Below are 22,046 nucleotides of genomic sequence, written 5' to 3'. Positions count from 1 at the left end.
CCGACAAAACTTTCATAGAACGGCCCCCGCGGTGTTAGCGCACCCGGGGGCCTGACACCCGGAGGACTCAACTCCCGATGCAGATTCACCGTACCCCGCGCACGCGTGCGTTCACCATCCTCGGCAATGAAGTGCTACAGGATCGCCGCCTTTCCTGGTGCGCGGTAGGCGTACTGGTGTACCTCCTCAGCCTCCCCGAAGCCGCCAGCGCCTCCGTGCGTGCGCTGGCCAAGCAGCGCCACGAGGGGCGGACTCGGATCGCCTCCGCGCTGCGTGAGCTGGAGAAAGCCCGGTACTTGCGGCGCGAGCCCCTCAAGGACCCCGAGACGGGGCAACTCAACACCGTTTACATGGTGTTCGACCGGCCGTACGACGAGAGCGGGCCGGAGCCCGTCGACCCCGGCGGTGAGAGTGAACCCGAAAGTGGCTGGAACCTGGCCTCCGGTAACGGGGCGCCCCCGGATGCGGGCCGGAAACCCTTGGTTTGCAGTACCTCGGTAGAAGAACCTCCCTCCCCTGCGGATCCCGTGGACCCCTCGGCGGGGACAGGGCGGGCCGCGCGGTTCCTGCACGGGCTGGGGCGGCGGGAGCCCGCGCTGTCGCTGGGGGTGGCCGAGGCGTTGAAGCTGGCGCCGATGGTGGAGGTGTGGTGGGAGCGCGGGGCGAGTGACGCGGTGCTGACGCGGGCGCTGACGGCGGGGTTGCCGGAGCGGGTGCATTCGGCGGCGAAGCTGCTGGCCTCGCGGCTGGAGCGGAAGTGTCCGCCGCCGCTGCCCGCGCCGCCGGAGCCGGTGCTGGGGCATGCGTGCGGGGGGTGCGGGGCGAGGCTGTTCGCGGCGGGGCGGTGTGCGGCGTGTGCGCGGGCCGAGGTGGCGGGCGTGGCGGCGGGTGACCGGGAGCCGGTGCCGTTGGCGGAGGGCGTGCTCGGGTTCATCGAGTCGGCCAAGCGGGGTGCGGAGGCGGCGCGGGCGGCGATGCGGGGGCTGGGCGGGGTGGTGCCCGCGTAGGCGGGGGCGGCGGCGGAGGGGTTTGGCCGCATGGACTTCCGGCCCGGTTCAGGGCCGGGGAAACAGATGAGACAGAGATGGGAAAGGGGTCCTTGTGACCACATTGCTCGCACCACCCGAAGTGGTATACCGCAGGTATACTGTGGTGATGGCCGACACCACGATCAAGGTTGACCCCGCTGTTCGCGACCGCCTCATGGTGCTCGCGAGGGAGCGCGGCATGACCATGCGAGACCTGCTCACCGAGCTGGCCGGGGCCACCCCGACCCGCGAGGAACTGCGCAAGCGGTACGAGGAGACCAAGGCGTACTGCGAGACGCACTTCGGTGTCACGCTCACGGACGAGGACCACGACCGCGCGGAGAAGGCGTGGAAGGACCTGGAGGCCGGCCGGCCTGTGGACAGCCTGTGACCCGTTCCGTCGCGGTGGTCTACGACGAGACCGCCCTGCTCGCGCTCGGCCGGGGCAACCGGCTGGCCTCGCAGTTCATGTCCAACACCGAGCACGGACCGACCCGGCACGTCTACGTACCGGCGGTCTGCCTGGCGACGGCCGACGGGCTGCGCAAGGGGATCGCTGAGCATGTGGGCGCCCTGCCCGCCGCCGAGATCGTGGAGCTGGACTTCGCGGGAGCGGCGGCACTGGGCTCGCTGCTCAGGGACGGGATCGAGTTGCGGGTCGGGCACGCGGTCCACCTGTCCCGCCCGAGTCTGGACTGGCCGGACGGCCGGCCCGTGGTGACGACGGAACCGGAGCTGTACGCGGACATGCCGCTGGTGCGGACGATCCGGCTGCCCTGACATGGTGGTGGCGGGGGCACGGAGTGTGGTTCGTGCCCCCGTCGCGGCTCGGGTGCCACGTGTGCCGTGCGGCGCGGAGAAGCTCAGCCGCGTCGGCGGCGCCACCAGTACGCGCCGGTCAGGGCCAGCAGGATCGGGCCCCACAGGACGAACAGGGTGCTGCAGATGTGGGCGAGCGTGTTCCAGCCGGGGGCGTAGGGCGAGGGCTCGGGGCCGAAGGTGCTCAGGAACCAGTCGTACACGAGGTAGAGGCCGCCGAGTCCGGCCACCGTGGCGGGGATGACGGCGGCGGCGACGGGCACGTGCTTGCCGCCGATGAGGGGCAGCCAGTCGGGGAAGACCTCGCCCCAGCCGCGCACCAGGCCGACGGTCAGCAGGACGCCCAGCTCCGAGAGGATGCTCAGGGCGAAGACGTACGGGATCTGCCACCAGGACCACGGGCCGTCCGGCGCCCCCATCTCGAAGCCGAAGGCGATCGGCAGCCGCCAGACGCAGACCGGGGTGACGACCCAGGGGAGTGCCTTGGCGGCGAGAACTGCCCAGCGAGGGACGGGGTGTTCGGTCTCGCGGGGAGACCGGGGAGCCTTCGGCGGGGCCACGGGGAGCGCTTGGGTGGTCATGGGTCCAGCGTGCCGAGAGGGTGCGCGGGACTGATCGGGCGTGCGGATGATCCGTCTCCGCCGTGCGGTGGAGAGCGGAGGACACGGGCTCGTCGTGCGGCAGCCGCCTCAGCCGGACTTGGTGTACGTGACCGATTTGCCGTCCGCCGACGTGCGCTTGAGGGTGCCGTCAGGGAGGAGTTCCACCTCGGAGGTGTCGCCCGGTTTGCAGGAGGCGGCGGGGCCCTGGACGACGCGGGACTTGCCGAGGCGCAGGGGGCCGTCGGGGCCGGGGGCGGCGGTCAGGTCCGCCTCGAAGAGGCAGTGGAAGGAACCGTTCGGGCCGTCGGCGGTGAGCGACATGATGGTGTCGCCGACCTTGCCCTGGCTGAGCGTGAGGTCCCGGGTGCTGTCCAGGACGGTCCCGTGCCAGGTGCCGAGGAAGCCGGTCGGGACGGTGGCGGCACCGGCGTCGGTGGTGGGGTCGTCGGGAGTGGAGGGGGACCCGTTGGGATCGGACGGGTCGGACGGGTCGGAGGGGGTCTGGGATCCCGGGGCCGTGCCCTGTGCGGCAGGGCTGTTGTTGCTGGTGGGGTTGGCGACGGAGTTCTTGTCGTCGTCCGTGCCGCTCATGAACGCGTAGACGGACCCACCGGTGCCGACGGCCACGACGATGGCGACGGCCACGAGAGCGAGGGTGGCGCGCTTGTTGCGGGGCGGTGGAGGGGGCTCGGGGGTGTAACCGGGGTGGTTGTAGTAGCCGGGGCCCTGACTTGGGTGGCCGTAACCGCCGGGCGGGGTGGGGTAGTTGTACGGGTCGCGCGGGGGCTGGGTGGCGCTGTGCGAGGGGTATCCGTAACTGCCGTTGGGGGGCGGCGTGTTGGGGCTGCTCGGAGTACCGGGGTATCCGTACGCCCCGGCGGCGGGGCGCGCGGGCGGCAGGGCGGGGAGCGCGTGCGGCGTGCCGGGGGCGGGCGGTCCGTCGGGAGCCCCTGGACCGCCCGGTGCACCGGGCTGGGGAGTGACGATGTAGGTGGGCAGGGAGTGCATGCCGTTGGGGGGTGAAGTGGGCGGCGGCGTGGGTGAGTTGGGCTCAGGAGGGGTGGGAACAAACTCGGTGGCACCAGGGCCGGACGGAGTGGCGGGTGCGCCGGGCGCAGCGGGTGTGCCTGCGCCACCGGGGCGGCCCGCGCCACCTGCACCGTCCGCGCCACCTGCACCGTCCGCGCTGCCGGGGGTGCCCGAGCCACTTGCGCTGCTCAGCGCGCGTGTGCCGTCTGCGCCGCCCGCATTGCCTGCGCTGTCGGGAGTGCCCGTGCCACCTGCGCCGCCCGGGGTACCCATGTTGCCCGGAGTGTCCACGGTGCCCGCGTCGTCCCGAGCGCTCGCGCCACTTGCGTCGTCCGGGGTGTTCGCGCCCTTCCGCAGTGCCTCCGTCGCGAGGGAGGTCGTCGGGTTTTCCAGGTCGAGCAACTGCACCGCGTGAATGCCCAGTTGGGCCACCAGGGATGCCGGGAGCCACGGGTCGCGTGAGGTGGGGGCGGGGCCCGTGCGGGCGAGGATGTCGTCCAGGGTGGGGCGGGATGGTGGGGGTTTCTGGAGGCAGGACTGGATCAGGTCGTGGAGGCTTTCCGGGACGCCCTCCAGGTTCGGGGGCTCCTGTGCGATGCGGAACATCATCGCGTGCACGCCGCTGTGCGACGTACCGAACGGGAGCCGGCCCGTGGCCGCGTACGAGAGGACCGAGCCGAGGCAGAACACGTCGCAGGCAGGGGTCACCCGCTCGCCCCGGATCTGTTCCGGGGCCATGAAGCCCGGGGAGCCGACCATCGCTCCCGTGCGGGTCAGGCCGCTGTCGGTGACCGTCACCAGTGCGCGCGCGATGCCGAAGTCGATCACGCGCGGGCCGTCGATGGTGATCAGTACGTTCGAGGGCTTGAGGTCGCGGTGGATCAGGCCCGCCGCGTGGATGTCCCTCAGCGCGTGCGCGAGGCCGGTCGCCAGGACCTGGACCGAGCGTTCCGGGAGGGGGCCGTGGCCGCCCGAGACCACCTGCTGGAGCGTGGGCCCGGCGACGTAACCCGTGGCCACCCACGGGACTTCGGCCTCCGTGTCCGCGTCCAGGACCGGGGCCGTCCAGTGGCCGCCGACCTGCCTGGCCGCCCGTACCTCCTGGCGGAACCGGGAGCGGAACTCCTCCTGTTCCGCCAGTTCGCGGCGGACCAGTTTCACCGCGACCGTACGGCCCCGGTCGGAGCGGGCCAGATAGACCTGGCCCATGCCGCCCGCCCCGAGGCGCGCCAACAGGCGGTAGGCACCGATGCGTTGGGGGTCTGAGGCCCCCAGTTTTTCCATGGCCATGACTGCTGCGCCACCCTCCCCCGATGTGCCAGCGATGGCCCGAGGATAGTGCCGTTGTACGACAAAGGGGTCCGCTGCTCGCCACCGTTCCGTAACCGGAAGGGACGCCTACCGCGTGACCGCGTCCATGGCTTCGGAGAGGCGTTCGAGGACGCGGACCGTTTCGGCGAAGGACTCCTCGCCGAGCTCCGCTTTAAGGCGGGCCGCCAGGTCTGCGTGGGACGGGTGGAGGCGGCGGATGGCGTCGTGCCCCGCCGGGGTCGCGCGGAGGAGTTTGGCGCGGCGGTGCGCCGGGTTGTCGGCGTACTCCGCGAGGCCCTTGCCGACCAGCAGGTCCGCGATCCGCTGCACGCTCTGCCGGGTGATGCCCATGGTGCGGGCGATCGAGGCGACCGGGGCGGGGGTGCGGTTGACCGCCCCGAGGACCTGCCACCAGGAGGCGGTCAGGCCCACCTCGCGGGCCATCGCGTCGGAGACGGCGATGAACTGGCCGTTGAGGCGGAAGACGCCGAGGGCGGTACGGGTGAGGAGCTGCTGGGTGGGGGACTCGGAGGAGCCCTGGGGGGCGTGGGTGGCGGGGGAGCCTGCCCCGTGGGGGCCGGCGGTCCCGTCCGTCGTGAGTGGTTCCGTCATGAGGAGAGGATCTCGTAGGCCGTCGGGTCCGAGTCGTGGAAGAGGCGGTACCACGCGTCCAGCTTCTCCCCCTCGTACACCTTGAGCAGCGCGAACACCTCGCGGGCGAAGGCCACCGGCTCCGTCGGGCCCGCCGTGATCAGCAGGCCGTCGGCGGAGGTGACCGCGTCGGCGTCGACGTAGTGGCCGCCGCCCGCGTAGCCGCTGGCCGCGAGGTAGAAGGAGACCGCGCTGGTGTGCGTACGGTCGTCGAGCAGGCCCTCCTGGGCGAGGCCGAGCGTGGCGCCGCAGATCGCGGCGACCGGTACGCCCGCCTCGACGAACTGCCGCGCGGCGGCCGTGAAGGGCGCCAACTCCCGCCCCGAGTCGAAGAGTTCGGCCCCGGTCAGGATCAGCAGCGCACTGTCCGACGGGTCCAGGGCGTCGAGGGCCAGGTCCGGGAGGATCCGCAGGCCGCCCATGGTGGTGACCGGGCGGTCGGCGGCGAGGCCGACGGTCTTCACCTCGTACCCGTGCTGGGTGAGGAAGGCGGTCGTGAGGCCGGTCTCCCAGTCCGAGAAGGTGTCGTAGACGGCGAGGTGCACGGTCTTGCGGGACATGGTCGTCTCCTGGAGATCGTGGTGCGTCCGGACCGCCGTGGCCCGATGACAGAATTCTGTCATTACGACAGCGTGCTGTCAATGAAGAGTGAGGGGAGGCCGGACGGGTCGACACCCTGCCGAACCGTGCGCCGCAACCCGTACAGGGTGGCCATATCGCCCCCCACCTGCGGGTCCCTACCCTGCGACCATGACCCCTCACTTCACCCCCGACCCGGCCAAGGGCGCAGCCGTCAAGGCCGCCGACCGGGCCCATGTGTTCCACTCCTGGTCCGCCCAGGGCCTGATCGACCCCCTGGCCGTGGCCGGCGCGGAGGGCTCGTACTTCTGGGACTACGAGGGCAACCGCTACCTCGACTTCACCAGCGGCCTCGTCTTCACCAACATCGGCTACCAGCACCCCAAGGTCGTCGCGGCGATCCAGGAGCAGGCCGCCACCATGACGACCTTCGCCCCGGCCTTCGCGGTCGAGGCCAGGTCCGAGGCCGCACGTCTCATCGCCTCCCACACCCCCGGCGACCTCGACAAGATCTTCTTCACCAACGGCGGTGCGGAGGCGATCGAGAACGCCGTGCGCATGGCGCGGCTGCACACCGGCCGCCACAAGGTGCTCGCCGCCTACCGCTCGTACCACGGTGCGACGAACACGGCGATCAACCTGACCGGTGACCCGCGCCGCTGGGCCTCCGACAACGGCTCCTCGGGCACGGTCCACTTCTGGGCGCCGTTCCTCTACCGGTCCGCGTTCTACGCGTCGACCGAGGAGGAGGAGTGCGCGCGTGCGCTCCAGCACCTTGAGGACACCATCGCCTTCGAGGGGCCGAGCGCGGTCGCCGCGATCGTGCTGGAGACCGTCCCGGGCACGGCCGGGATCATGACGCCGCCCGCCGGTTACCTCAAGGGCGTGCGCGAGCTCTGCGACCGGTACGGGATCGTCTTCGTCCTCGACGAGGTCATGGCGGGCTTCGGCCGGACCGGCAAGTGGTTCGCGGCCGACCACTACGACGTCGTACCGGACCTGATGACCTTCGCGAAGGGCGTCAACAGCGGTTACGTGCCGCTGGGCGGCGTCGCCATCTCCGGCGAGATCGCCGAGACCTTCGAGAAGCGCGCCTTCCCGGGCGGACTCACCTACTCCGGCCACCCCCTCGCCTGCGCCGCCGCCGTCGCCACCATCCAGGTGATGGAGGAGGAGAAGGTCGTCGAGAACGCCGCCCACATCGGTGCGACCGTCATCGAGCCCGGTCTGCGCGACCTCGCCGAGCGGCACCCGAGCATCGGCGACGTACGCGGCGACGGCATGTTCTGGGCGCTGGAGCTGGTCAAGGACCGCGGCACGCGCGAGCCGCTGGTGCCGTACAACGCCACCGGCGCGGACGCCGCCCCGATGGCCGCCTTCGGCGCGGCCTGCAAGAAGAACGGCCTGTGGCCCTTCATCAACATGAACCGCACCCATGTGGTCCCCGCGTGCAACGTCTCCGAGGCGGAGGCCAAGGAAGGCCTCGCGGCGCTGGACGTGGCGTTGTCGGTGGCGGACGAATACACCGTGTGACGGACCGGTCCGACATGCGGAGTGACGCGGAGTCACGCCGAGTCACGCCGGGCTGCGCGTAACGGAATGTGATCTTCCCCCTTGTCCTGCTCCGGACGCCCCATAAGGTGTGGGGAGCGGACGAAGGGGGAATCACCATGCCCGCGAGCGGCTCCGACACCCGCGGGACCGTGACTCGCAGTACCTTGCGCCAGCAACTCACCGATGCGCTGCGTGACGAGGTACTGGCCGGACGGCTGCAGGGCGGCCGGGAGTTCACCGTCAAACAGATAGCCGAGCAGTACGAGGTGTCCGCGACGCCCGTGCGCGAGGCGCTGGTCGACCTGGCCGCGCAAGGACTGCTCGCCTCCGACCAGCACAAGGGGTTCAAGGTCCGGGAGTACTCGGTCGGCGAGTACCGGGGCATGGTCGAGGCGCGCCAACTCGTCGTCGACGGCGTCCATCACCGCCTCGCCATCGCCGCCGGCGACCTGCCGCCGGACCGGCTCGCGGTGCTCCGGCGCCGCGCCGAGGAGGCCGGACGGGCCGCCAGGGCAGGCGAGTTGGACGTCCTCATCGGCTACGACCTGCGCTTCTGGCGCGAACTCGCCTCGATGATCGGCAACCCCCACATCGGTGCCTTCCTCCACCAACTCCGCGTCAGGTGCTGGGTGTTCTCCGTCCCGCACCTGCGCGCGGAGCGAGATCTGCGGGGGAGCGGTGGGCTGTGGGCCGGTTACGAGGACGTCGTCGCGGCACTCGTACGGTGCGATACGGAAGCGGTGTACGAGGTGCTGGCGGCGCACGACGAGGCGGCGCTGAGGTGGGCGGACCGGCTGGACGCCTGAGCGGCCGCGCACGAGGGCGGCAGGCGCTCTTCGCGCTGCGTGCGCAGGGCATTACGCTGCCTGGACCGGCGTCGGCCACGGGGCCGCGGCGCCCCGGACCGTGGAGGAGCCCCCTTGGCCTGTGACCTGTGGCTGGTGCCCCTTGTCGACGTGCTGTGCCAGAGCCCGGACAACCCCTTTGCCGAAGAGATCGCCGCGTACGACAAGGCGCTGACCGATGCCGGTCTGCCGACGGTGCCGATCTTCCCGTACATGCCGGGACTGTCCGGTGACGTCGCCCCGGTCGCGGGGTTCGACTACGACGCGCTGCACTTCCTGCGGCGGGCGTACCTGCTGTGGGCGCGGGGGCTCGCGGTGACTCCGGTGGACGGACTCGGGGGCGACTACGAGCAGTTGCTGGAGGTCTTCGAGGAGACGGCGCTCGGGTCGCACCTGGTGTGGCACTTCGACCATGCGGGGGCGTACGTGCCGGTGGACTTCGCCGCGCCGCTCTCCAACGACGAACTCCTCGCCGGGGGCGGCCCATTGGGCTCCTCCCAGGGACTCCTGCGTGAACTGGAGTACGTAGCCCCCGCCATCGGCATCGACCCGGCGAACCCGCCGGCCCCGCCACTCCCTCCGGCCGGGCCCACCACCCTGGAGGAACCGGCCCCCGCCCTGGCGGACCCGTCCCCCTTCGCCCGCGAACGCCATGTCTGGCTGGGCCTCCACGCCGCCACCACCCGAAGCCTCGCCCAAGGCTCCATGATCATCTTCAGCTAACCCCCGCCCCCACGGCCGGCGCGCCCCCGCCGAGCCCCCTCGGGCGGCGGAGCCACGATGCCACCCGCCTCCTCGGGCAGCGGGCCCGCCCCCACCCGTTGCCCCGCCCCCTCGGGCGCCGGGGCGGGTACGCCGCCGCCTCCTTGGGCGGCGCGGCCGCCCCTACGCCCCCGCCCTCTTGGGCGGCGGGGCCGCCCCCCGGGGGCGGGACGGGCGGGCAAGGGGGCGGCCCCCGGCGGAGCCGCACCTTCGGGCCCCGCCCCAGCTCCGCCTTGGCCCCGCGCTCCGCATACGAGTGGTCCGCTGCGCGGGGCTTGACCCCACCCCGCCCCTTCCCGAAACCGGGGCGCTGCCCCGGGCCCCGGGCCCGTGTGGGCGGGCAGGGGGTGGGTGGGTGGGTTGCCGGGGCTGCGCCCCGGGCCCCGGGGTGGCAGCCCGGTTGGGGTGGGTGGGGGAGGTGCGGGTGGTTCGTGGCTGGCCGCGCAGTTCCCCGCGCCCCTAAAGGGGCGCACCCTGCGGGGGGGGGGGAGGGGATGACGGGACCCCGCGCGCGGGTGGGAGGGTTACCTCGGGGGTTCCGGGGGGCGTTGGCGGGGCATGTTCGGGCGGGTGCCCGGGGGGAGCGGGAGCCGGCTCGGGTGGCCGGAAGGGCCTTCCGGGCGGGTGGGGGCGGCGCCCAGGGTCTGCATGACCAGAGGGGCCGGGCCGGAGCGGAATTCGACCATCCAGTCGATGGTCTCGACACGGACCAGTTCGGTGACGTCCTCGGTGAACCGCCGCAGCACCAACAGACACCGGTCCGCCGCCTCGCTCGCCGTCCCCTCCGTCGGCCCGAGGATCTCCCGCACACTCTCCGACGCCCAGTCGAACTGGAGCGCCGTCAGCCGCCGCTGCACCGCCTGCGCCGTCGCCATGTCCCGCATCCACCCGGAGGTGAGCCCGAAGTACCGGTCGCAGGCCACGCACGCCGCACCCAGGAGCAGCGCCAGGTACCCCCAGCCCGCCCCGCCCCGTACCGCCCCGATCAGATCGAGGAGGGGCAGCGCGGCACCCGTCACCACGGCCAGCGCCGTCCCCACCCGCAGGGCCCGCGCGCTGCGGCGCTTCCAGCCCCGGTCCGCCAGGTACCACCGGGCGGTGCGCAGCGCGCCCTCCTCGACCCACCGGTAGAGCTCGTCCAGCCGCTCCGCCGGCTCGCCCCAGTCGCCGAGCGGGAACGGCCGCCCGGCCAGGTCCTCGGCACTCCAGCCCCACTCGTCCCCGGAACCAGAGCCGGAACCAGTGCCGGAACCAGAACCGGAACCAGAACCAGAGCCGGCGTCATGCCGGGCCGGCGGCCCCTCGGGCTGCATCTCCGGCTGACTCACCGGGCACTCCTCTGCGTCTGAAAATTCCGGACAGCGGCCCGACGACGGAACTGGTCCGTACGGGTGCGCTTGCCCTTCCTACCGCCGAATGGTGGGTCAGTGGGGCCGTTGTCCCGGTATTTCCCCCCGTAGGGGGGCCGTGATCAGGACGGGAGCCCGTGCGCTCTCACTCGAAAGAGTCGGTCCGTACGGCATGGAGCACGCCGTCGGGCGACCACGTAGGCTCGGAATCACCCGAGACGGAGGCCGAGGCCGAGACCTCGGCGCCCTTCGACGCAACTAGGAGACATGCCGTGATTCCCGGTGGTGGCCAGCCCAACATGCAGCAGCTGCTCCAGCAGGCCCAGAAGATGCAGCAGGACCTCGCCAACGCGCAGGAGGAGCTCGCCAGGACCGAGGTCGACGGCACGGCCGGCGGCGGTCTCGTCAAGGCCACCGTCAACGGCTCCGGCGAGCTGCGCGCCCTGGTGATCGACCCCAAGGCCGTCGACCCGGAGGACACCGAGACGCTCGCCGACCTCGTCGTCGCCGCCGTCCAGGCCGCGAACGAGAACGCGCAGACCCTCCAGCAGCAGAAGCTCGGCCCGCTGACCCAGGGCCTCGGCGGCATGCCCGGCCTGCCTTTCTGAGGCCTGCGCGGGTGGCGGAGGCAGAAGCCTTCTGCACGACCCCCCGCACCAACTAACGTACGTAAGAAGCACCACCGGCCCAGAAGAAGCAGAGAAGGCAATCCGTGTACGAAGGCGTGGTTCAGGACCTCATCGACGAGTTGGGCAGGCTGCCCGGCGTCGGTCCCAAGAGCGCGCAGCGGATCGCCTTCCACATCCTCCAGGCCGAGCCCACCGACGTACGACGGCTGGCGCACGCACTGCTTGAGGTCAAGGACAAGGTCCGCTTCTGCGCGGTGTGCGGGAACGTCGCGCAGGAGGAGCGGTGCAACATCTGCCGCGACCCGCGCCGCGACCAGTCCGTCATCTGTGTCGTGGAAGAGCCCAAGGACGTCGTCGCGATCGAGCGGACCCGGGAGTTCCGGGGCCGTTACCACGTGCTGGGCGGCGCCATCAGCCCCATCGAGGGCGTCGGCCCCGACGATCTGCGGATCCGCGAACTGCTCGCCCGTCTCGCCGACGGTTCCGTCACCGAGCTGATCCTGGCGACGGACCCGAACCTGGAGGGCGAGGCCACCGCCACGTACCTGGCCCGGATGATCAAACCCATGGGTTTGAGAGTCACCCGGCTGGCCAGTGGTCTTCCTGTAGGGGGAGACCTTGAGTACGCCGACGAGGTCACGCTCGGGCGTGCCTTCGAGGGGAGACGATTGCTGGATGTCTGACCACACGACCGACACGACCGCCACCGCCGTGACCGCGTCCGCGCCGGATCTCGTGCCCGGCCGGGTGCCGTCGCAGGAACCCGATTCCTTCGCGGTCCAGATCGCCGACCAGATCGAGAGCTTCATCCTGACCGTCACCGAGGTGGCCAAGGGGGACGAGCCGGACAGTGCGGTGCCCTTCCTCCTGCTGGAGGTGTCCCAACTGCTGCTCGCGGGCGGCCGGTTGGGCGCGCACGAGGACATCGTCCCGGACGAGCGCTACGAGCCGGACCTCGGCCCGGAGCCGGACGTCGACGACCTCCGCATCCGCTTCGCGCGGATGCTGGAGCCGATCGACGTGTACTCCGAGGTCTTCGACCCGTACGAACCGCGCAAGGCGCCGGTCGCCTGCCGCATCTCCGACGACCTCGCCGACGTCGTCACCGACCTGCGGCACGGCCTCGCCCACTACCGCGCGGGCCGTACGTCCGAGGCGCTGTGGTGGTGGCAGTTCTCGTACTTCTCCAACTGGGGCTCCACCGCCTCGGCCACCCTGCGCGCGCTCCAGTCCCTGGTCGCCCACGTCCGCCTCGACCAGCCCCTCCAGGAGCTGGACGGCCTGGACACGGACGAGGACCTGACGGAGGGCGAGCTGGAGGAGGAGGCGGGGCGCGTGATGCTGGAGGAGATCGCGGAACCGCTGGGGATCCGTACGGCGGGCTGAGCCGACAGCCGCAGCCGCAGCCCCGGTCGGTCCGTCCGTACGGACCGGCCGGGGCTTTCCACGTTGCCGGAGGCCGCTGCTGGAGGCCGCCGCTAGAGGTCGCCGCCGAGCGCCTCGACGGGTCCGCTCGCCTCGACCCGTACCGCCATCCCCGCGTCCTTGACGAGCCGTTCGCGGAACTCCTTCGACTTGGCACCGGCGGGGTCGGAGCCGACCGTCAGGCCCGAGCCGTCCGCACTGATCGTGTAGATCGGGAAGGGGTACGAGTCCCAGTCCTGCAGCCGCTCCCGCGCCGCGGCGGCACGCTGGTGCGAGTAGCGCCCCAGGTAGAGGTCCACCCGGGCCGTGTCGATGTCCGGACGCGCCTTCCCGGCCGCCGCCACCCACTCCTTGCCGCGTGCGAGGTCGGTGACGCAGAGGGCGACCCGGCCGGCCGGCTGGTCGACGATGACGTCGCTGTAGATGTCGGCGTACCGGGCGAAGGTGCCGCCGCCGCGCTTGGGCGGTTCGAGGGCGCTGACGAGGGCGGCGGCCTCGGGGGTGTTGGCCTGCATGGTGTGGGCGGCGGGGGAGCGGTCCACCTTGGGGCAGGGCTTGGCGTCCTGGGTCGCGGGCCTGTCCCCGGTGTCGACGCGAGTGGTGCCGGTCTCCGTGCCGCAGCCGGTGGCCAGCAGGGCGGTCGCGCCGACCGTGACGCAGGCGAGGGCGAGTCTGTCCGGGCGTAAGCGGAACATGTGAACTCCCTTGTGTCCGGCGGGTGTTGGAAGTGTGACGCCGGAGGTGGCGCCCGGGTTCCCCCGCCCGCCGCCGCACCCCGCCCCGATGTGAGGCAGCACACCTTTCGCGTACCCCCGCAGGACCGGGGCAGCATCGGTTCGAGCAGCACGAACGCCCGGACCCGTCCGCCCCCTGAGCGGATCGTCTCGCGATGCGATACACACCTGGCGTATACGTGCCGCTCGTTAAACTGAGCCGACCGCAGTAATGACCTAACGAGGAGCGCACGTGGGCCTTGTCGTGCAGAAGTACGGAGGCTCCTCCGTCGCTGATGCCGAAGGCATCAAGCGGGTCGCCAAGCGAGTCGTGGATGCCAAGAAGAACGGCCATCAGGTCGTTGTCGTGGTGTCCGCGATGGGCGACACGACGGATGAGCTGATCGACCTCGCCGGGCAGGTATCGCCGATCCCTGCCGGGCGCGAATTCGACATGCTGCTGACCGCAGGAGAGCGGATCTCCATGGCCCTGCTGGCCATGGCGATCAAAAACCTGGGCCACGAGGCCCAGTCCTTCACGGGCAGCCAGGCCGGTGTCATCACCGACTCGGTCCACAACAAAGCGCGGATCATCGACGTCACCCCGGGCCGCATCCGGACCTCGATCGACGAGGGCAACATCGCCATCGTCGCCGGGTTCCAGGGCGTCAGCCAGGAGGGGAAGAACATCACGACCCTCGGTCGCGGTGGCTCGGACACCACGGCCGTCGCGCTGGCCGCCGCCCTCGACGCGGAGGTCTGCGAGATCTACACGGACGTGGACGGCGTGTTCACCGCCGACCCCCGTGTGGTGAAGAAGGCGAAGAAGATCGACTGGATCTCCTTCGAGGACATGCTGGAGCTGGCCGCGTCCGGTTCCAAGGTGCTGCTGCACCGCTGCGTCGAGTACGCACGCCGCTACAACATCCCGATCCACGTACGCTCGTCCTTCTCGGGCCTGCGCGGTACGTGGGTCAGCAACGAGCCGCAGGGAGACACCAAGGTGGAGCAGGCCATCATCTCCGGAGTCGCCCACGACGTCTCCGAGGCCAAGGTCACGGTCGTCGGGGTGCCGGACAAGCCAGGCGAGGCCGCGGCGATCTTCCGCGCCATCGCGGACGCCCAGATCAACATCGACATGGTCGTGCAGAACGTGTCCGCCGCCTCCACCGGGCTGACGGACATCTCCTTCACGCTGCCCAAGACCGAGGGCCGCAAGGCCACCGACGCGCTGGAGAAGGCGCGCGCGATCATCGGTTACGACTCGCTGCGCTACGACGACCAGATCGGCAAGATCTCGCTGGTCGGCGCCGGTATGAAGACCAACCCGGGCGTCACGGCGGGCTTCTTCGAGGCGCTCAGCGACGCGGGCGTGAACATCGAGCTGATCTCGACCTCCGAGATCCGCATCTCGGTGGTCACCCGCGCCGACGACGTCAACGAGGCCGTGCGCGCCGTGCACACCGCCTTCGGACTCGACACGGACTCCGACGAGGCCGTGGTCTACGGAGGCACCGGCAGGTGACGAAGAAGCCGACGCTCGCGGTCGTCGGGGCGACCGGGGCGGTCGGCCGGGTCATGCTCCAGATCCTGTCGCAGCACGCCGACATCTGGGGCGAGATCCGACTCCTCGCCTCCCCGCGCGCGGCCGGCAACACGCTGGCCGTGCGCGGCGAGGACGTGGAGGTGCGGGCACTCTCCGAGGAGTCCCTGGCGGGCGTCGACGTGGCGCTCTTCGACGTGCCCGACGAGGTCGCCGCGAAGTGGGCGCCCGTCGCCGTCGAGCGGGGCGCCGTCGTGGTGGACAACTCCGCGGCCTTCCGGATGGACCCGGACGTGCCGCTGGTGGTCCCGGAGGTCAATCCGCACTGCGTACGGACCAGGAAGCGCGGCATCGTCGCGACGCCCAACTGCACCACCCTGTCGATGATCGTCGCGCTGGGCGCGCTGCACGCCGAGTTCGGGCTCACCGAGCTGGTGGTGTCCTCGTACCAGGCGGCGAGCGGGGCCGGCCAGGCCGGCATCGACACCCTGCGGGCCCAGCTCTCGCTGCTGGCGGGGGAGCCCGACGCCGGGACCGCGCCCGGCGGGGTGCGGCGGGCCGTCGGTGACGACCTCGGCCCCTTCCCGGCACCGCTCGCGCTGAACGTGGTGCCGTGGGTGGGCTCCGTACAGGACGGCGGCTGGTCGTCCGAGGAGCTCAAGATCCGTGAAGAGTCGCGGAAGATTCTGGGCCTGCCGGAGCTGCGCGTGACGGCGACGTGTGTACGGGTCCCCGTGATCAGCACGCACTCCGCCTCGGTGCACGCCCGCTTCGAGTCCGAGGTGAGCGTCGAACGGGCGGCCGAGACCCTCGCCACCGCCCCTGGCGTGGTCCTTTTCGACGATCCGGCAGCCGGGGACTTCCCCACTCCCGCCGATGTGGTCGGCACCGATCCCACCTGGGTCGGCAGGCTGCGGCGCTCGATGGACGATCCGCAGGCCCTGGAATTGTTCGTCTGTGGCGACAATCTCCGTAAGGGATCTGCCCTGAATACGGTGCAGATCGGCGAATTGGTCGCTTCTGAACTCGCGGCGGAGTAACCGGAACTCTTTGTAGGATCTGTGAACACGCTGTGAGCGAATAACAGGTCTGGACCGCTCACGGGTGGGCGTGGTCATGTTTGATTGATTGCCTCCGGCCTTGTGGGAACCGGGAGTTGGGCGGACCGCGTCTCTGTGGTCGCCCTCGGACGAGGCCACGGGAAAATCGGGGCAATGGGGAGGGGCGGTTACGCATGGGGCAAATCAGTGCGCCGGTTTCACCGGGCACTCCGTCAAAAGCGGTGTCCCGCGCGTACAACCCTGACGGGGAGAAGCGTGTCCAACAGGCGTGGCAGCAGAGGTTCTCGACATCACGGCGGTCTCGCTGCGCGGCGCTTCGGTGCGCCCGCGGCGTACGGCCCGCGCGCCCGGCGGCATGCCGGTGATCGCGCCCATGCCCGCGGCGCGGCCTGCCCGCATAGTGGCGCAGCCTCCGGTGACGCCGGCGGTGGCGCCGCCGCCCGGGGCGCAGAGCTCCGCGACGTACGGTCGTCCGCCCGTGGCCGCTGAGGAGACGACCCTCGCCGAGGGCACGACCGTCGACCACCTCACCGAGACCTACCGCGCGCACTACCGCTCGCTGCTCGGCCTCGCGGCGCTGCTGCTCGACGACACGGCGTCCTGCGAGGACGTCGTACAGGAGGCGTTCATCCGCGTGCACAGCGCGCGCGGGCGGGTGCGGGAGCCGGAGAAGACCCTGGCGTACCTGCGCCAGACGGTGGTGAACCTGTCCCGCTCGGCGCTGCGCCGCCGCATCCTGGGCCTCAAGCTGCTGTCCAAGCCGATGCCGGACATGGCGAGCGCCGAGGAAGGGGCGTACGTCAGCCTGGAGCGGGACGCGCTGATCAAGGCGATGCGCGGGCTCCAGCGGCGCCAGCGCGAGGTGCTGAGCCTGCGCTACTTCGCGGACATGACCGAGGCGCAGGTCGCCGAGACGCTCGGAATATCCCTGGGCTCGGTGAAGGCGTACGGTTCACGCGGGATCGCGGCGCTGCGCGTGGCGATGGAGGCGACCGGATGAGCGGGAGCAGGGACGGGTACGGAAGTGACCGTCACCCGCGTGACGAGTGGGGCGAACGGGGCGAGCGTGGCGAGAGTCATGAGCGCCCGGGGTGGTACGGGCCGGACGGGCCACGAAACGACCGGACTGGAAACGGGACTGTGAACGACGGGTGCAACGGGCGCGAGGAGCGCCACGGGCGAGGTAACCCGCCGAGCGGTAGCGGAAGCAGCGGCAACAGCGGCAGAGCAGGCAGCGGCGGCGGAAGCGGCAGGGCAGACAGCAGCGGCAGAGCAGGCAGCAGCGGCAGCGAGGGGCCCGGCACTCCCTTCTCCGGCACTCCCTTCTCCGACAGCCCCTTCGGCCCCGGCGCCCCCGCCCTCAGCCCCGACGAACTGGCCATCCGCCGGCTGATGCACGGCGCGGTGGAGGAACTGGCACCCTCCGACGGTGCCCTCGACCACCTGCGCAGAGCGGTCCCGGCCCGGCGGGCCCGGCGGCGCCAGGCCGTGGTCGGCATGGCGGCCGCCGCGCTGCTGATAGGCACCGCGGTCCCGGCCTTCCTGCACGTGTCGAACTCCCGTGACTCCGCCACCGCCAACCCCGCGAACGCGGGCCACGCCGAGACCTCCATGGGCACCGACGGCGACTCGCCGGACGCGGGCAGCGGCGGCGGCACCGAGGGCACGGCGGGCGACCCCGAGGACAAGACGCCCGGCAAGTCCCCGGGCGGCCAGGACCCGGAGGGCAAGCAGAAGGAGTCCGAGGCGAGCAGCCCCGACGCGGGCCAGGTCGGCAGCGGTGGCGAGACGGGCAGCGACAGCTCGGGCCCGGACGCGTACGAGCAGGTCAGTGGCGAGCCCCAGAAGCCGGCCTGCGACGGCTCGCAGCTCAAGGTGATCAAGGCCGTCACCGGCACCCCGGACGCCAAGGGACGGGTCTACGGCACCTTCCGCATCGCCAACAAGTCCGGCTCCGAGTGCGCCGTACCGGGCGAGGGCCGGATGAACTTCCAGGCGATGGGCGCCGCCGACCAGTCCCGCATCAAGGTCGTCGAGCACACCTCCGACGACCCGGCGGAGGGCCTGCCCGACCCGGCCAAGGAGGCACGCGCCCTGGTGCTCCCGCCGGAGGCCGCGTACGAGGTGAAGTTCGCCTGGGTCCCGCAGGACACCTGCCCCAGCACGGGCGCTTCCCCCGACCCCACGCCCACCAGCGGCACCGGTGACGTCGGCGGCCAGGGCGCGGGCACCGCCACCGGCGGCGACGCGGGCGGCAAGGTCCCGGAGCCCGACCCCGCGGTCGGTACGGACAACACGGGTGCGGCCCCGCAGCTCGGTGCGGCGGAGGGCGACCCCGCCGACGGCAAGGTCGCGGTGACGCACACGGCGGAACCGGGCGCTCCGAGCGCGGAGACCACGATTCCCAACGCGTGCGCGGGAACGATCTACCGGACGGGCGTGCTGGACGCGCCCTGACCGTCGGCCCCGGCCACCTCGGGCGCGTCGGCGGTACCGGCCGTGGCGGCAGCAGACGTGGCGGTGTCGGCCGTGGCGGCAGCAGACGTGGCGGTATCGGCCGTGGCCGGGCCGTCCACGATCCCCAGCTCCAGGTCCCGCGCCGCCTCCACCTCGCGCCGCATCAGCCGGAACCACATGAAGAGCACGAACCCGGCGAAGACGAACCACTCGCCGGTGTAGCCCAGGTTCTGGAACGCCTTCAGGTCGAGTCCGGTGCCCTGCGCCGCCACCGCGGGCACCGGCTTCAGTCCCGCCTCGCCCGTGCTCTGGGTGATCCACGCGTCCTGGACCGGGTACGGCACGAGGTTGACGAGCGTCCCGGAGCTGATCATTCCGACCTGGCCGTGGGGCAGCCCGCCGGCGACGTCGACCCCGTCCGTCTGCGCGTTCTCCGAGGCCTGGAGGGCACCGGTCACGGTCACTTCACCGGTCGGCGCGGGCGGCGCGGTCGCCCTGCGTGCATCGCCCGGCGCCCAGCCCCGTACGACGGGCAGCGCCTTGCCGCCCCCCGCCTCGGTCCTGAGCATCGCGAGGACGTAGTACCCCTGCTTCTCGTCGAGGGTCCGCCCCGGCACGAGGAACTGCTCGGCGTACCGCCCGGTCACCTTCGCGGGCTTCCCGGAGGTCACCGTGGAGACCGGCAGCAGCTCGTCGAGCGGTGCGGCGGCCTGCTTCGCCGGATCGGGAGCCGCTTCCGCGCTGCGGTGCGAGTCGACCCGGTCCTCGAAGCGGCCGAGCTGCCAGGACCCCATGAAGATGCAGAAGGGGATGGCGAGCACGACGAAGACGTTGATCCCCCACCAGCGCGGGGTCAGCAGAAACCGGTACACGCCCCCACGGTACGTTCCCCGGCCGCCCGGCCGAAGGGCGGGGCGGCCGGGGAACAACGGCGAGACTCACCCCAAGTGCCGCCGCGCGAAGTCGATCTCCAGCCGCACCTGCTTGATCCGCTCCTCCACGACGAGCGAGCCGTGCCCCGCGTCGTACCGGTACACCTCGTGCACGGCGCCGCGCGCGGCCAGCCGGTCGACGTAGTTGTCAATCTGCCGGATCGGGCACCGGGGGTCGTTGACCCCGGCCGAGATGTAGACCGGCGCCCGCACCTCGTCCACGTACGTCAGCGGCGAGGAGGCCGCGAACCGCTCGGGCACCTCCTCGGGCGTCCCGCCGAGCAGCGTGCGGTCCATCGCCTTCAGCGCCTCCATCTCGTCCTCGTACGCCGTGACGTAGTCGGCCACCGGTACGGCGGCCAGCCCCAGCGCCCAGTCGTCCGGCCGCACCCCGAGCCCGAGCAGCGTCAGGTACCCGCCCCACGAACCGCCCGACAGCACGAGCCGCGCCGGGTCGGCCAGGCCGGATGCCACGGCCCACTCCCGTACCGCCGTGATGTCCTCCAGCTCGATGAGCCCGACCCGGTGCTTGAGCGCGTCGGTCCACTCGCGCCCGTAGCCGGTCGATCCCCGGTAGTTGACCCGTACGACCGCGTAGCCGTGGTCCACCCAGGCGGCGGGACCGGCCGCGAACGCGTCGCTGTCGTGCCAGGTCGGCCCGCCGTGGATCTCGAAGACGGTCGGGAAGGGACCCTCGGCCCCGGCCGGCTTCTGCACCAGTGCGTGGATGCGCCCGCCGGGCCCGTCCACCCACACCGTCTCCACCGGCACGGACTCCGGTGCCCTGGCGCCCGGCGGATCGAGCACCACCGCACCGCTGGTGGACCGTACGACGGACGGCTTCGCCGCCGACGACCACAGGTACTCGATGGTGCCGTCGGGCCGGGCGGTGGCCCCGGACACCGAACCGGCGGGCGTCTCGACCCTGGTCAGGGTGCGGCTCTGGATCTCGTACCGCCAGAGCTCGCTGCGTGCCTCGAAGCTGTGCCCGATGAGGAGGGCGGACCCGTCCGGGTACCAGTCGGCGCTGACGTCGCCGGGCAGGTCGACGGCCAGCTCGGTCTCCGTCCCGGCGACCGGGTCCCAGATCATCGGCTCCCAGCGGCCGCGCCGCTGGTGCCCGACCAGCAGCCGGCTGTCCCCGGCCACCGGCGCGAACCCGAGCACCTCAAGGCCCAGCTCCTCCGTACCGCCCTTGGTGTCGTCCAGCTCGGCGAGGGCGGACCCGTCGGGCCGCACCACGCGCAGCGCGGAGTGCATGGCGTCGCCGTGCTCGGTGTGCTCGATCGCGATCAGGCTGCTGTCGTACGACAGATCGCCGACCCCGGCGGACTCCCGGTGCCGGTAGATCTCGACGGGCCCGTCCCCGCCCGGCAGCACCACATGAACGGTCGACCCGTCCTCATCGGTAGACCGCCCCACCACGGCGGCCCCGTCCCGCCCCAGCGCGAGCCCGGCCGGGTACGACGCCGCCAGCCCGGGCACCGCAGCCACGTCTTCCCCGCCCCCGAACGGCTGCCGCCGCCACACCCCGAACTCGTCCCCGTCGGTGTCGTCGAACCACCAGATGTCCTGCCCGTCGGGCGTCAGCACCCCGTCGGTGGTGCCGTTCGGCCGGTCGGTGACCTGGCGCTGGTCCCCGGTGGCGCGGTCCCAGGCGTAGAGCTCGTACGTCCCGGTGGCATTGGACACGAACAGGGCACGGTCCGGCGCCTCGTCCGCCCAGTCGGGCAGCGAAACCCGCGGCGCACGGAACCGCTGCTCCCACACGGGGACGATGGAGCCGGAATCGTTCGTCTTGCCGTCGTCATCTCGATTGCTCATGCCCCCATCAAAGCGGATGGCCCCAACGCCCATTCCCCCTTGGCCACCGAGCCGGCTACGCCGCCCGTCCCCTTTGGGCGGCAGGGCCGCCGCTACGCCCCCGCCCCCTTGGGCGGCGAAGCCGCCCCTACCCCCGAGCCCCCTTGGGCGGCGGGGCCGCCCCCCGGGGGCGGAACGGGCGGGCAAGGGGGCGGCCCCCGGCGGAGCCGAACACCCCGCCCCCGCCCCACCTCCGCCATGGCCCTACACCTACTGACCGACTCCCACCCCTGAACACCCGGCGACAATCCGGTAAAGGCCAGGACTGGCGACGGCAACCCACCGACACCGGGCACGAAAGCAAGCGGCCGGCCCCGGCGGGCGGCGGCACCCGGAGCGAGCCAGGTGGCGACGATGGTGACCAGGTAAGCCGTGCCATGGGTCGGCCCGGCGAGCGAGGCGCACCGACATCGACATCGTCCTCACGCCCCAGTAGTGGAGCCGGGCCGGACGATCATCAGCACGACGACGACGGCCCACAGCAGGTTGAAGACCCCGGTCACCATGCCGAGCCGAGCGGCCCCAGCCCGCCGGTCCACCTCCGAAACCGCATCCGAAACCGCATCCGCACTCGTCTCACCGTCGGGGATCAGCCGCCCCTGCCCCGGCAGGATCACGAAGAGCAGCAGACCCGCAGCGCCAGCCGTCAGAGCGATCGACGCGAGCAACCACACATCGGTCAGAACGCCGAGCTGTATCCCGGTGGCCACACCGAAGACCGGGACCGCGATGCCGACGACGGTGTAACCACGGCAGACCCGGTGCAGCAGACCGGCGGTACGGAGATCCCCCGGCGGTCGCACGAAGCGCGGAAACATCGAGGCCGCGACGGCGACCGGCCCGATCGCGAGGATCGCGGCCAGAACGTGCACGGAGAGCAGAAACTTCGTCACC

Annotated in this window: 22 protein-coding genes; 13 read left to right on the top strand and 9 right to left on the bottom strand. The window is 71.9% G+C overall.

Annotation, left to right across the window (positions count from 1 at the left end; genetic code table 11):
* Positions 1 to 77: 77 nt before the first annotated feature.
* The 3 genes from ACZ5PB_RS29170 (at position 78) to ACZ5PB_RS29160 (ending at position 1,808) form a co-directional block, all read left to right on the top strand.
* Positions 78 to 1,007, top strand: a complete 930-nt coding sequence (locus ACZ5PB_RS29170) for a hypothetical protein (protein WP_468695125.1) — start codon at positions 78 to 80, stop codon at positions 1,005 to 1,007.
* A gap of 148 nt (positions 1,008 to 1,155) precedes the next feature.
* On the top strand, positions 1,156 to 1,419 hold the full coding sequence (locus tag ACZ5PB_RS29165; RefSeq protein WP_468695123.1) for a hypothetical protein: 264 nt from the start codon (positions 1,156 to 1,158) through the stop codon (positions 1,417 to 1,419).
* The gene (locus ACZ5PB_RS29160; protein ID WP_468695121.1) at positions 1,416 to 1,808 is read left to right on the top strand and encodes a PIN domain-containing protein; all 393 of its coding nucleotides are present in this window, start codon (positions 1,416 to 1,418) and stop codon (positions 1,806 to 1,808) included. Before ACZ5PB_RS29165 ends, ACZ5PB_RS29160 begins: the two co-directional genes overlap by 4 nt.
* Before the next feature lie 83 nt (positions 1,809 to 1,891).
* On the opposite strand, the gene ACZ5PB_RS29155 is transcribed toward ACZ5PB_RS29160, so the two are convergent.
* The 4 genes from ACZ5PB_RS29155 to ACZ5PB_RS29140 form a co-directional block, all read right to left on the bottom strand.
* On the bottom strand, positions 1,892 to 2,428 hold the full coding sequence (locus ACZ5PB_RS29155) for a hypothetical protein (RefSeq protein ID WP_468695120.1): 537 nt from the start codon (positions 2,426 to 2,428) through the stop codon (positions 1,892 to 1,894).
* Positions 2,429 to 2,536: 108 nt separating this feature from the next.
* Positions 2,537 to 4,762 (bottom strand): serine/threonine-protein kinase, encoded by a 2,226-nt coding sequence (locus ACZ5PB_RS29150; RefSeq protein WP_468695314.1) that lies wholly within the window; start codon positions 4,760 to 4,762, stop codon positions 2,537 to 2,539.
* A gap of 114 nt (positions 4,763 to 4,876) precedes the next feature.
* The gene (locus tag ACZ5PB_RS29145) at positions 4,877 to 5,401 is read right to left on the bottom strand and encodes a MarR family winged helix-turn-helix transcriptional regulator (protein ID WP_468695118.1); all 525 of its coding nucleotides are present in this window, start codon (positions 5,399 to 5,401) and stop codon (positions 4,877 to 4,879) included.
* Positions 5,398 to 6,000, bottom strand: a complete 603-nt coding sequence (locus ACZ5PB_RS29140) for a DJ-1/PfpI family protein (protein WP_468695116.1) — start codon at positions 5,998 to 6,000, stop codon at positions 5,398 to 5,400. The genes ACZ5PB_RS29145 and ACZ5PB_RS29140 overlap by 4 nt, the downstream gene beginning before the upstream one ends.
* A gap of 190 nt (positions 6,001 to 6,190) precedes the next feature.
* Here ACZ5PB_RS29140 and ACZ5PB_RS29135 point away from each other — a divergent pair, with 190 nt between their 5' ends.
* The 3 genes from ACZ5PB_RS29135 (at position 6,191) to ACZ5PB_RS29125 (ending at position 9,141) form a co-directional block, all read left to right on the top strand.
* Positions 6,191 to 7,552: an aminotransferase class III-fold pyridoxal phosphate-dependent enzyme gene (locus ACZ5PB_RS29135; RefSeq protein WP_468695114.1), complete on the top strand. Its 1,362-nt coding sequence runs from the start codon at positions 6,191 to 6,193 to the stop codon at positions 7,550 to 7,552.
* 137 nt (positions 7,553 to 7,689) lie between these two features.
* On the top strand, positions 7,690 to 8,379 hold the full coding sequence (locus ACZ5PB_RS29130) for a GntR family transcriptional regulator (protein ID WP_468695112.1): 690 nt from the start codon (positions 7,690 to 7,692) through the stop codon (positions 8,377 to 8,379).
* Positions 8,380 to 8,493: 114 nt separating this feature from the next.
* On the top strand, positions 8,494 to 9,141 hold the full coding sequence (locus tag ACZ5PB_RS29125) for a hypothetical protein (RefSeq protein WP_468695110.1): 648 nt from the start codon (positions 8,494 to 8,496) through the stop codon (positions 9,139 to 9,141).
* A gap of 563 nt (positions 9,142 to 9,704) precedes the next feature.
* Here ACZ5PB_RS29125 and ACZ5PB_RS29120 read toward each other — a convergent pair.
* Entirely contained in the window at positions 9,705 to 10,508 is an 804-nt protein-coding gene (locus tag ACZ5PB_RS29120) for an SLATT domain-containing protein (protein WP_468695108.1), read from the bottom strand.
* A gap of 293 nt (positions 10,509 to 10,801) precedes the next feature.
* On the opposite strand from ACZ5PB_RS29120, the gene ACZ5PB_RS29115 reads away from it, so the two are divergent.
* The 3 genes from ACZ5PB_RS29115 (at position 10,802) to ACZ5PB_RS29105 (ending at position 12,544) form a co-directional block, all read left to right on the top strand.
* On the top strand, positions 10,802 to 11,137 hold the full coding sequence (locus tag ACZ5PB_RS29115; protein ID WP_389249682.1) for a YbaB/EbfC family nucleoid-associated protein: 336 nt from the start codon (positions 10,802 to 10,804) through the stop codon (positions 11,135 to 11,137).
* 104 nt (positions 11,138 to 11,241) lie between these two features.
* Positions 11,242 to 11,841 (top strand): recombination mediator RecR, encoded by a 600-nt coding sequence (gene recR / locus ACZ5PB_RS29110; protein WP_468695106.1) that lies wholly within the window; start codon positions 11,242 to 11,244, stop codon positions 11,839 to 11,841.
* Entirely contained in the window at positions 11,834 to 12,544 is a 711-nt protein-coding gene (locus ACZ5PB_RS29105) for a DUF5063 domain-containing protein (protein ID WP_468695104.1), read from the top strand. Before recR ends, ACZ5PB_RS29105 begins: the two co-directional genes overlap by 8 nt.
* A gap of 92 nt (positions 12,545 to 12,636) precedes the next feature.
* On the opposite strand, the gene ACZ5PB_RS29100 is transcribed toward ACZ5PB_RS29105, so the two are convergent.
* Positions 12,637 to 13,278 (bottom strand): hypothetical protein, encoded by a 642-nt coding sequence (locus ACZ5PB_RS29100; RefSeq protein ID WP_468695103.1) that lies wholly within the window; start codon positions 13,276 to 13,278, stop codon positions 12,637 to 12,639.
* Positions 13,279 to 13,549: 271 nt separating this feature from the next.
* Here ACZ5PB_RS29100 and ACZ5PB_RS29095 point away from each other — a divergent pair, with 271 nt between their 5' ends.
* The 4 genes from ACZ5PB_RS29095 to ACZ5PB_RS29080 all read left to right on the top strand — a co-directional run bounded on the left by ACZ5PB_RS29095 (position 13,550) and on the right by ACZ5PB_RS29080 (position 18,357).
* Positions 13,550 to 14,821, top strand: a complete 1,272-nt coding sequence (locus ACZ5PB_RS29095) for an aspartate kinase (RefSeq protein WP_468695101.1) — start codon at positions 13,550 to 13,552, stop codon at positions 14,819 to 14,821.
* Positions 14,818 to 15,879 (top strand): aspartate-semialdehyde dehydrogenase, encoded by a 1,062-nt coding sequence (locus tag ACZ5PB_RS29090; RefSeq protein ID WP_468695100.1) that lies wholly within the window; start codon positions 14,818 to 14,820, stop codon positions 15,877 to 15,879. Before ACZ5PB_RS29095 ends, ACZ5PB_RS29090 begins: the two co-directional genes overlap by 4 nt.
* 289 nt (positions 15,880 to 16,168) lie before the next feature.
* Entirely contained in the window at positions 16,169 to 16,900 is a 732-nt protein-coding gene (locus ACZ5PB_RS29085) for a SigE family RNA polymerase sigma factor (RefSeq protein WP_468695099.1), read from the top strand.
* A gap of 140 nt (positions 16,901 to 17,040) precedes the next feature.
* On the top strand, positions 17,041 to 18,357 hold the full coding sequence (locus ACZ5PB_RS29080) for a hypothetical protein (RefSeq protein WP_468695098.1): 1,317 nt from the start codon (positions 17,041 to 17,043) through the stop codon (positions 18,355 to 18,357).
* Here ACZ5PB_RS29080 and ACZ5PB_RS29075 read toward each other — a convergent pair.
* The 3 genes from ACZ5PB_RS29075 to ACZ5PB_RS29065 all read right to left on the bottom strand — a co-directional run bounded on the left by ACZ5PB_RS29075 (position 18,327) and on the right by ACZ5PB_RS29065 (position 22,045).
* Positions 18,327 to 19,229, bottom strand: a complete 903-nt coding sequence (locus ACZ5PB_RS29075; RefSeq protein WP_468695096.1) for an SURF1 family protein — start codon at positions 19,227 to 19,229, stop codon at positions 18,327 to 18,329. The two genes, ACZ5PB_RS29080 and ACZ5PB_RS29075, sit on opposite strands and share 31 nt — an antisense overlap.
* Positions 19,230 to 19,295: 66 nt before the next feature.
* A complete protein-coding gene (locus ACZ5PB_RS29070; RefSeq protein ID WP_468695095.1) occupies positions 19,296 to 21,113 on the bottom strand; it encodes a prolyl oligopeptidase family serine peptidase in 1,818 nt (605 codons plus the stop codon).
* Positions 21,114 to 21,574: 461 nt separating this feature from the next.
* Positions 21,575 to 22,045, bottom strand: coding sequence for a hypothetical protein (locus tag ACZ5PB_RS29065; protein ID WP_468695093.1), 471 nt, complete (start codon positions 22,043 to 22,045; stop codon positions 21,575 to 21,577).
* Between the last annotated feature and the right edge of the window lies 1 nt (position 22,046).

The organism is Streptomyces sp. NPDC032721, from assembly GCF_055579625.1.
This window is presented reverse-complemented; position numbering and strand designations above follow the sequence as displayed.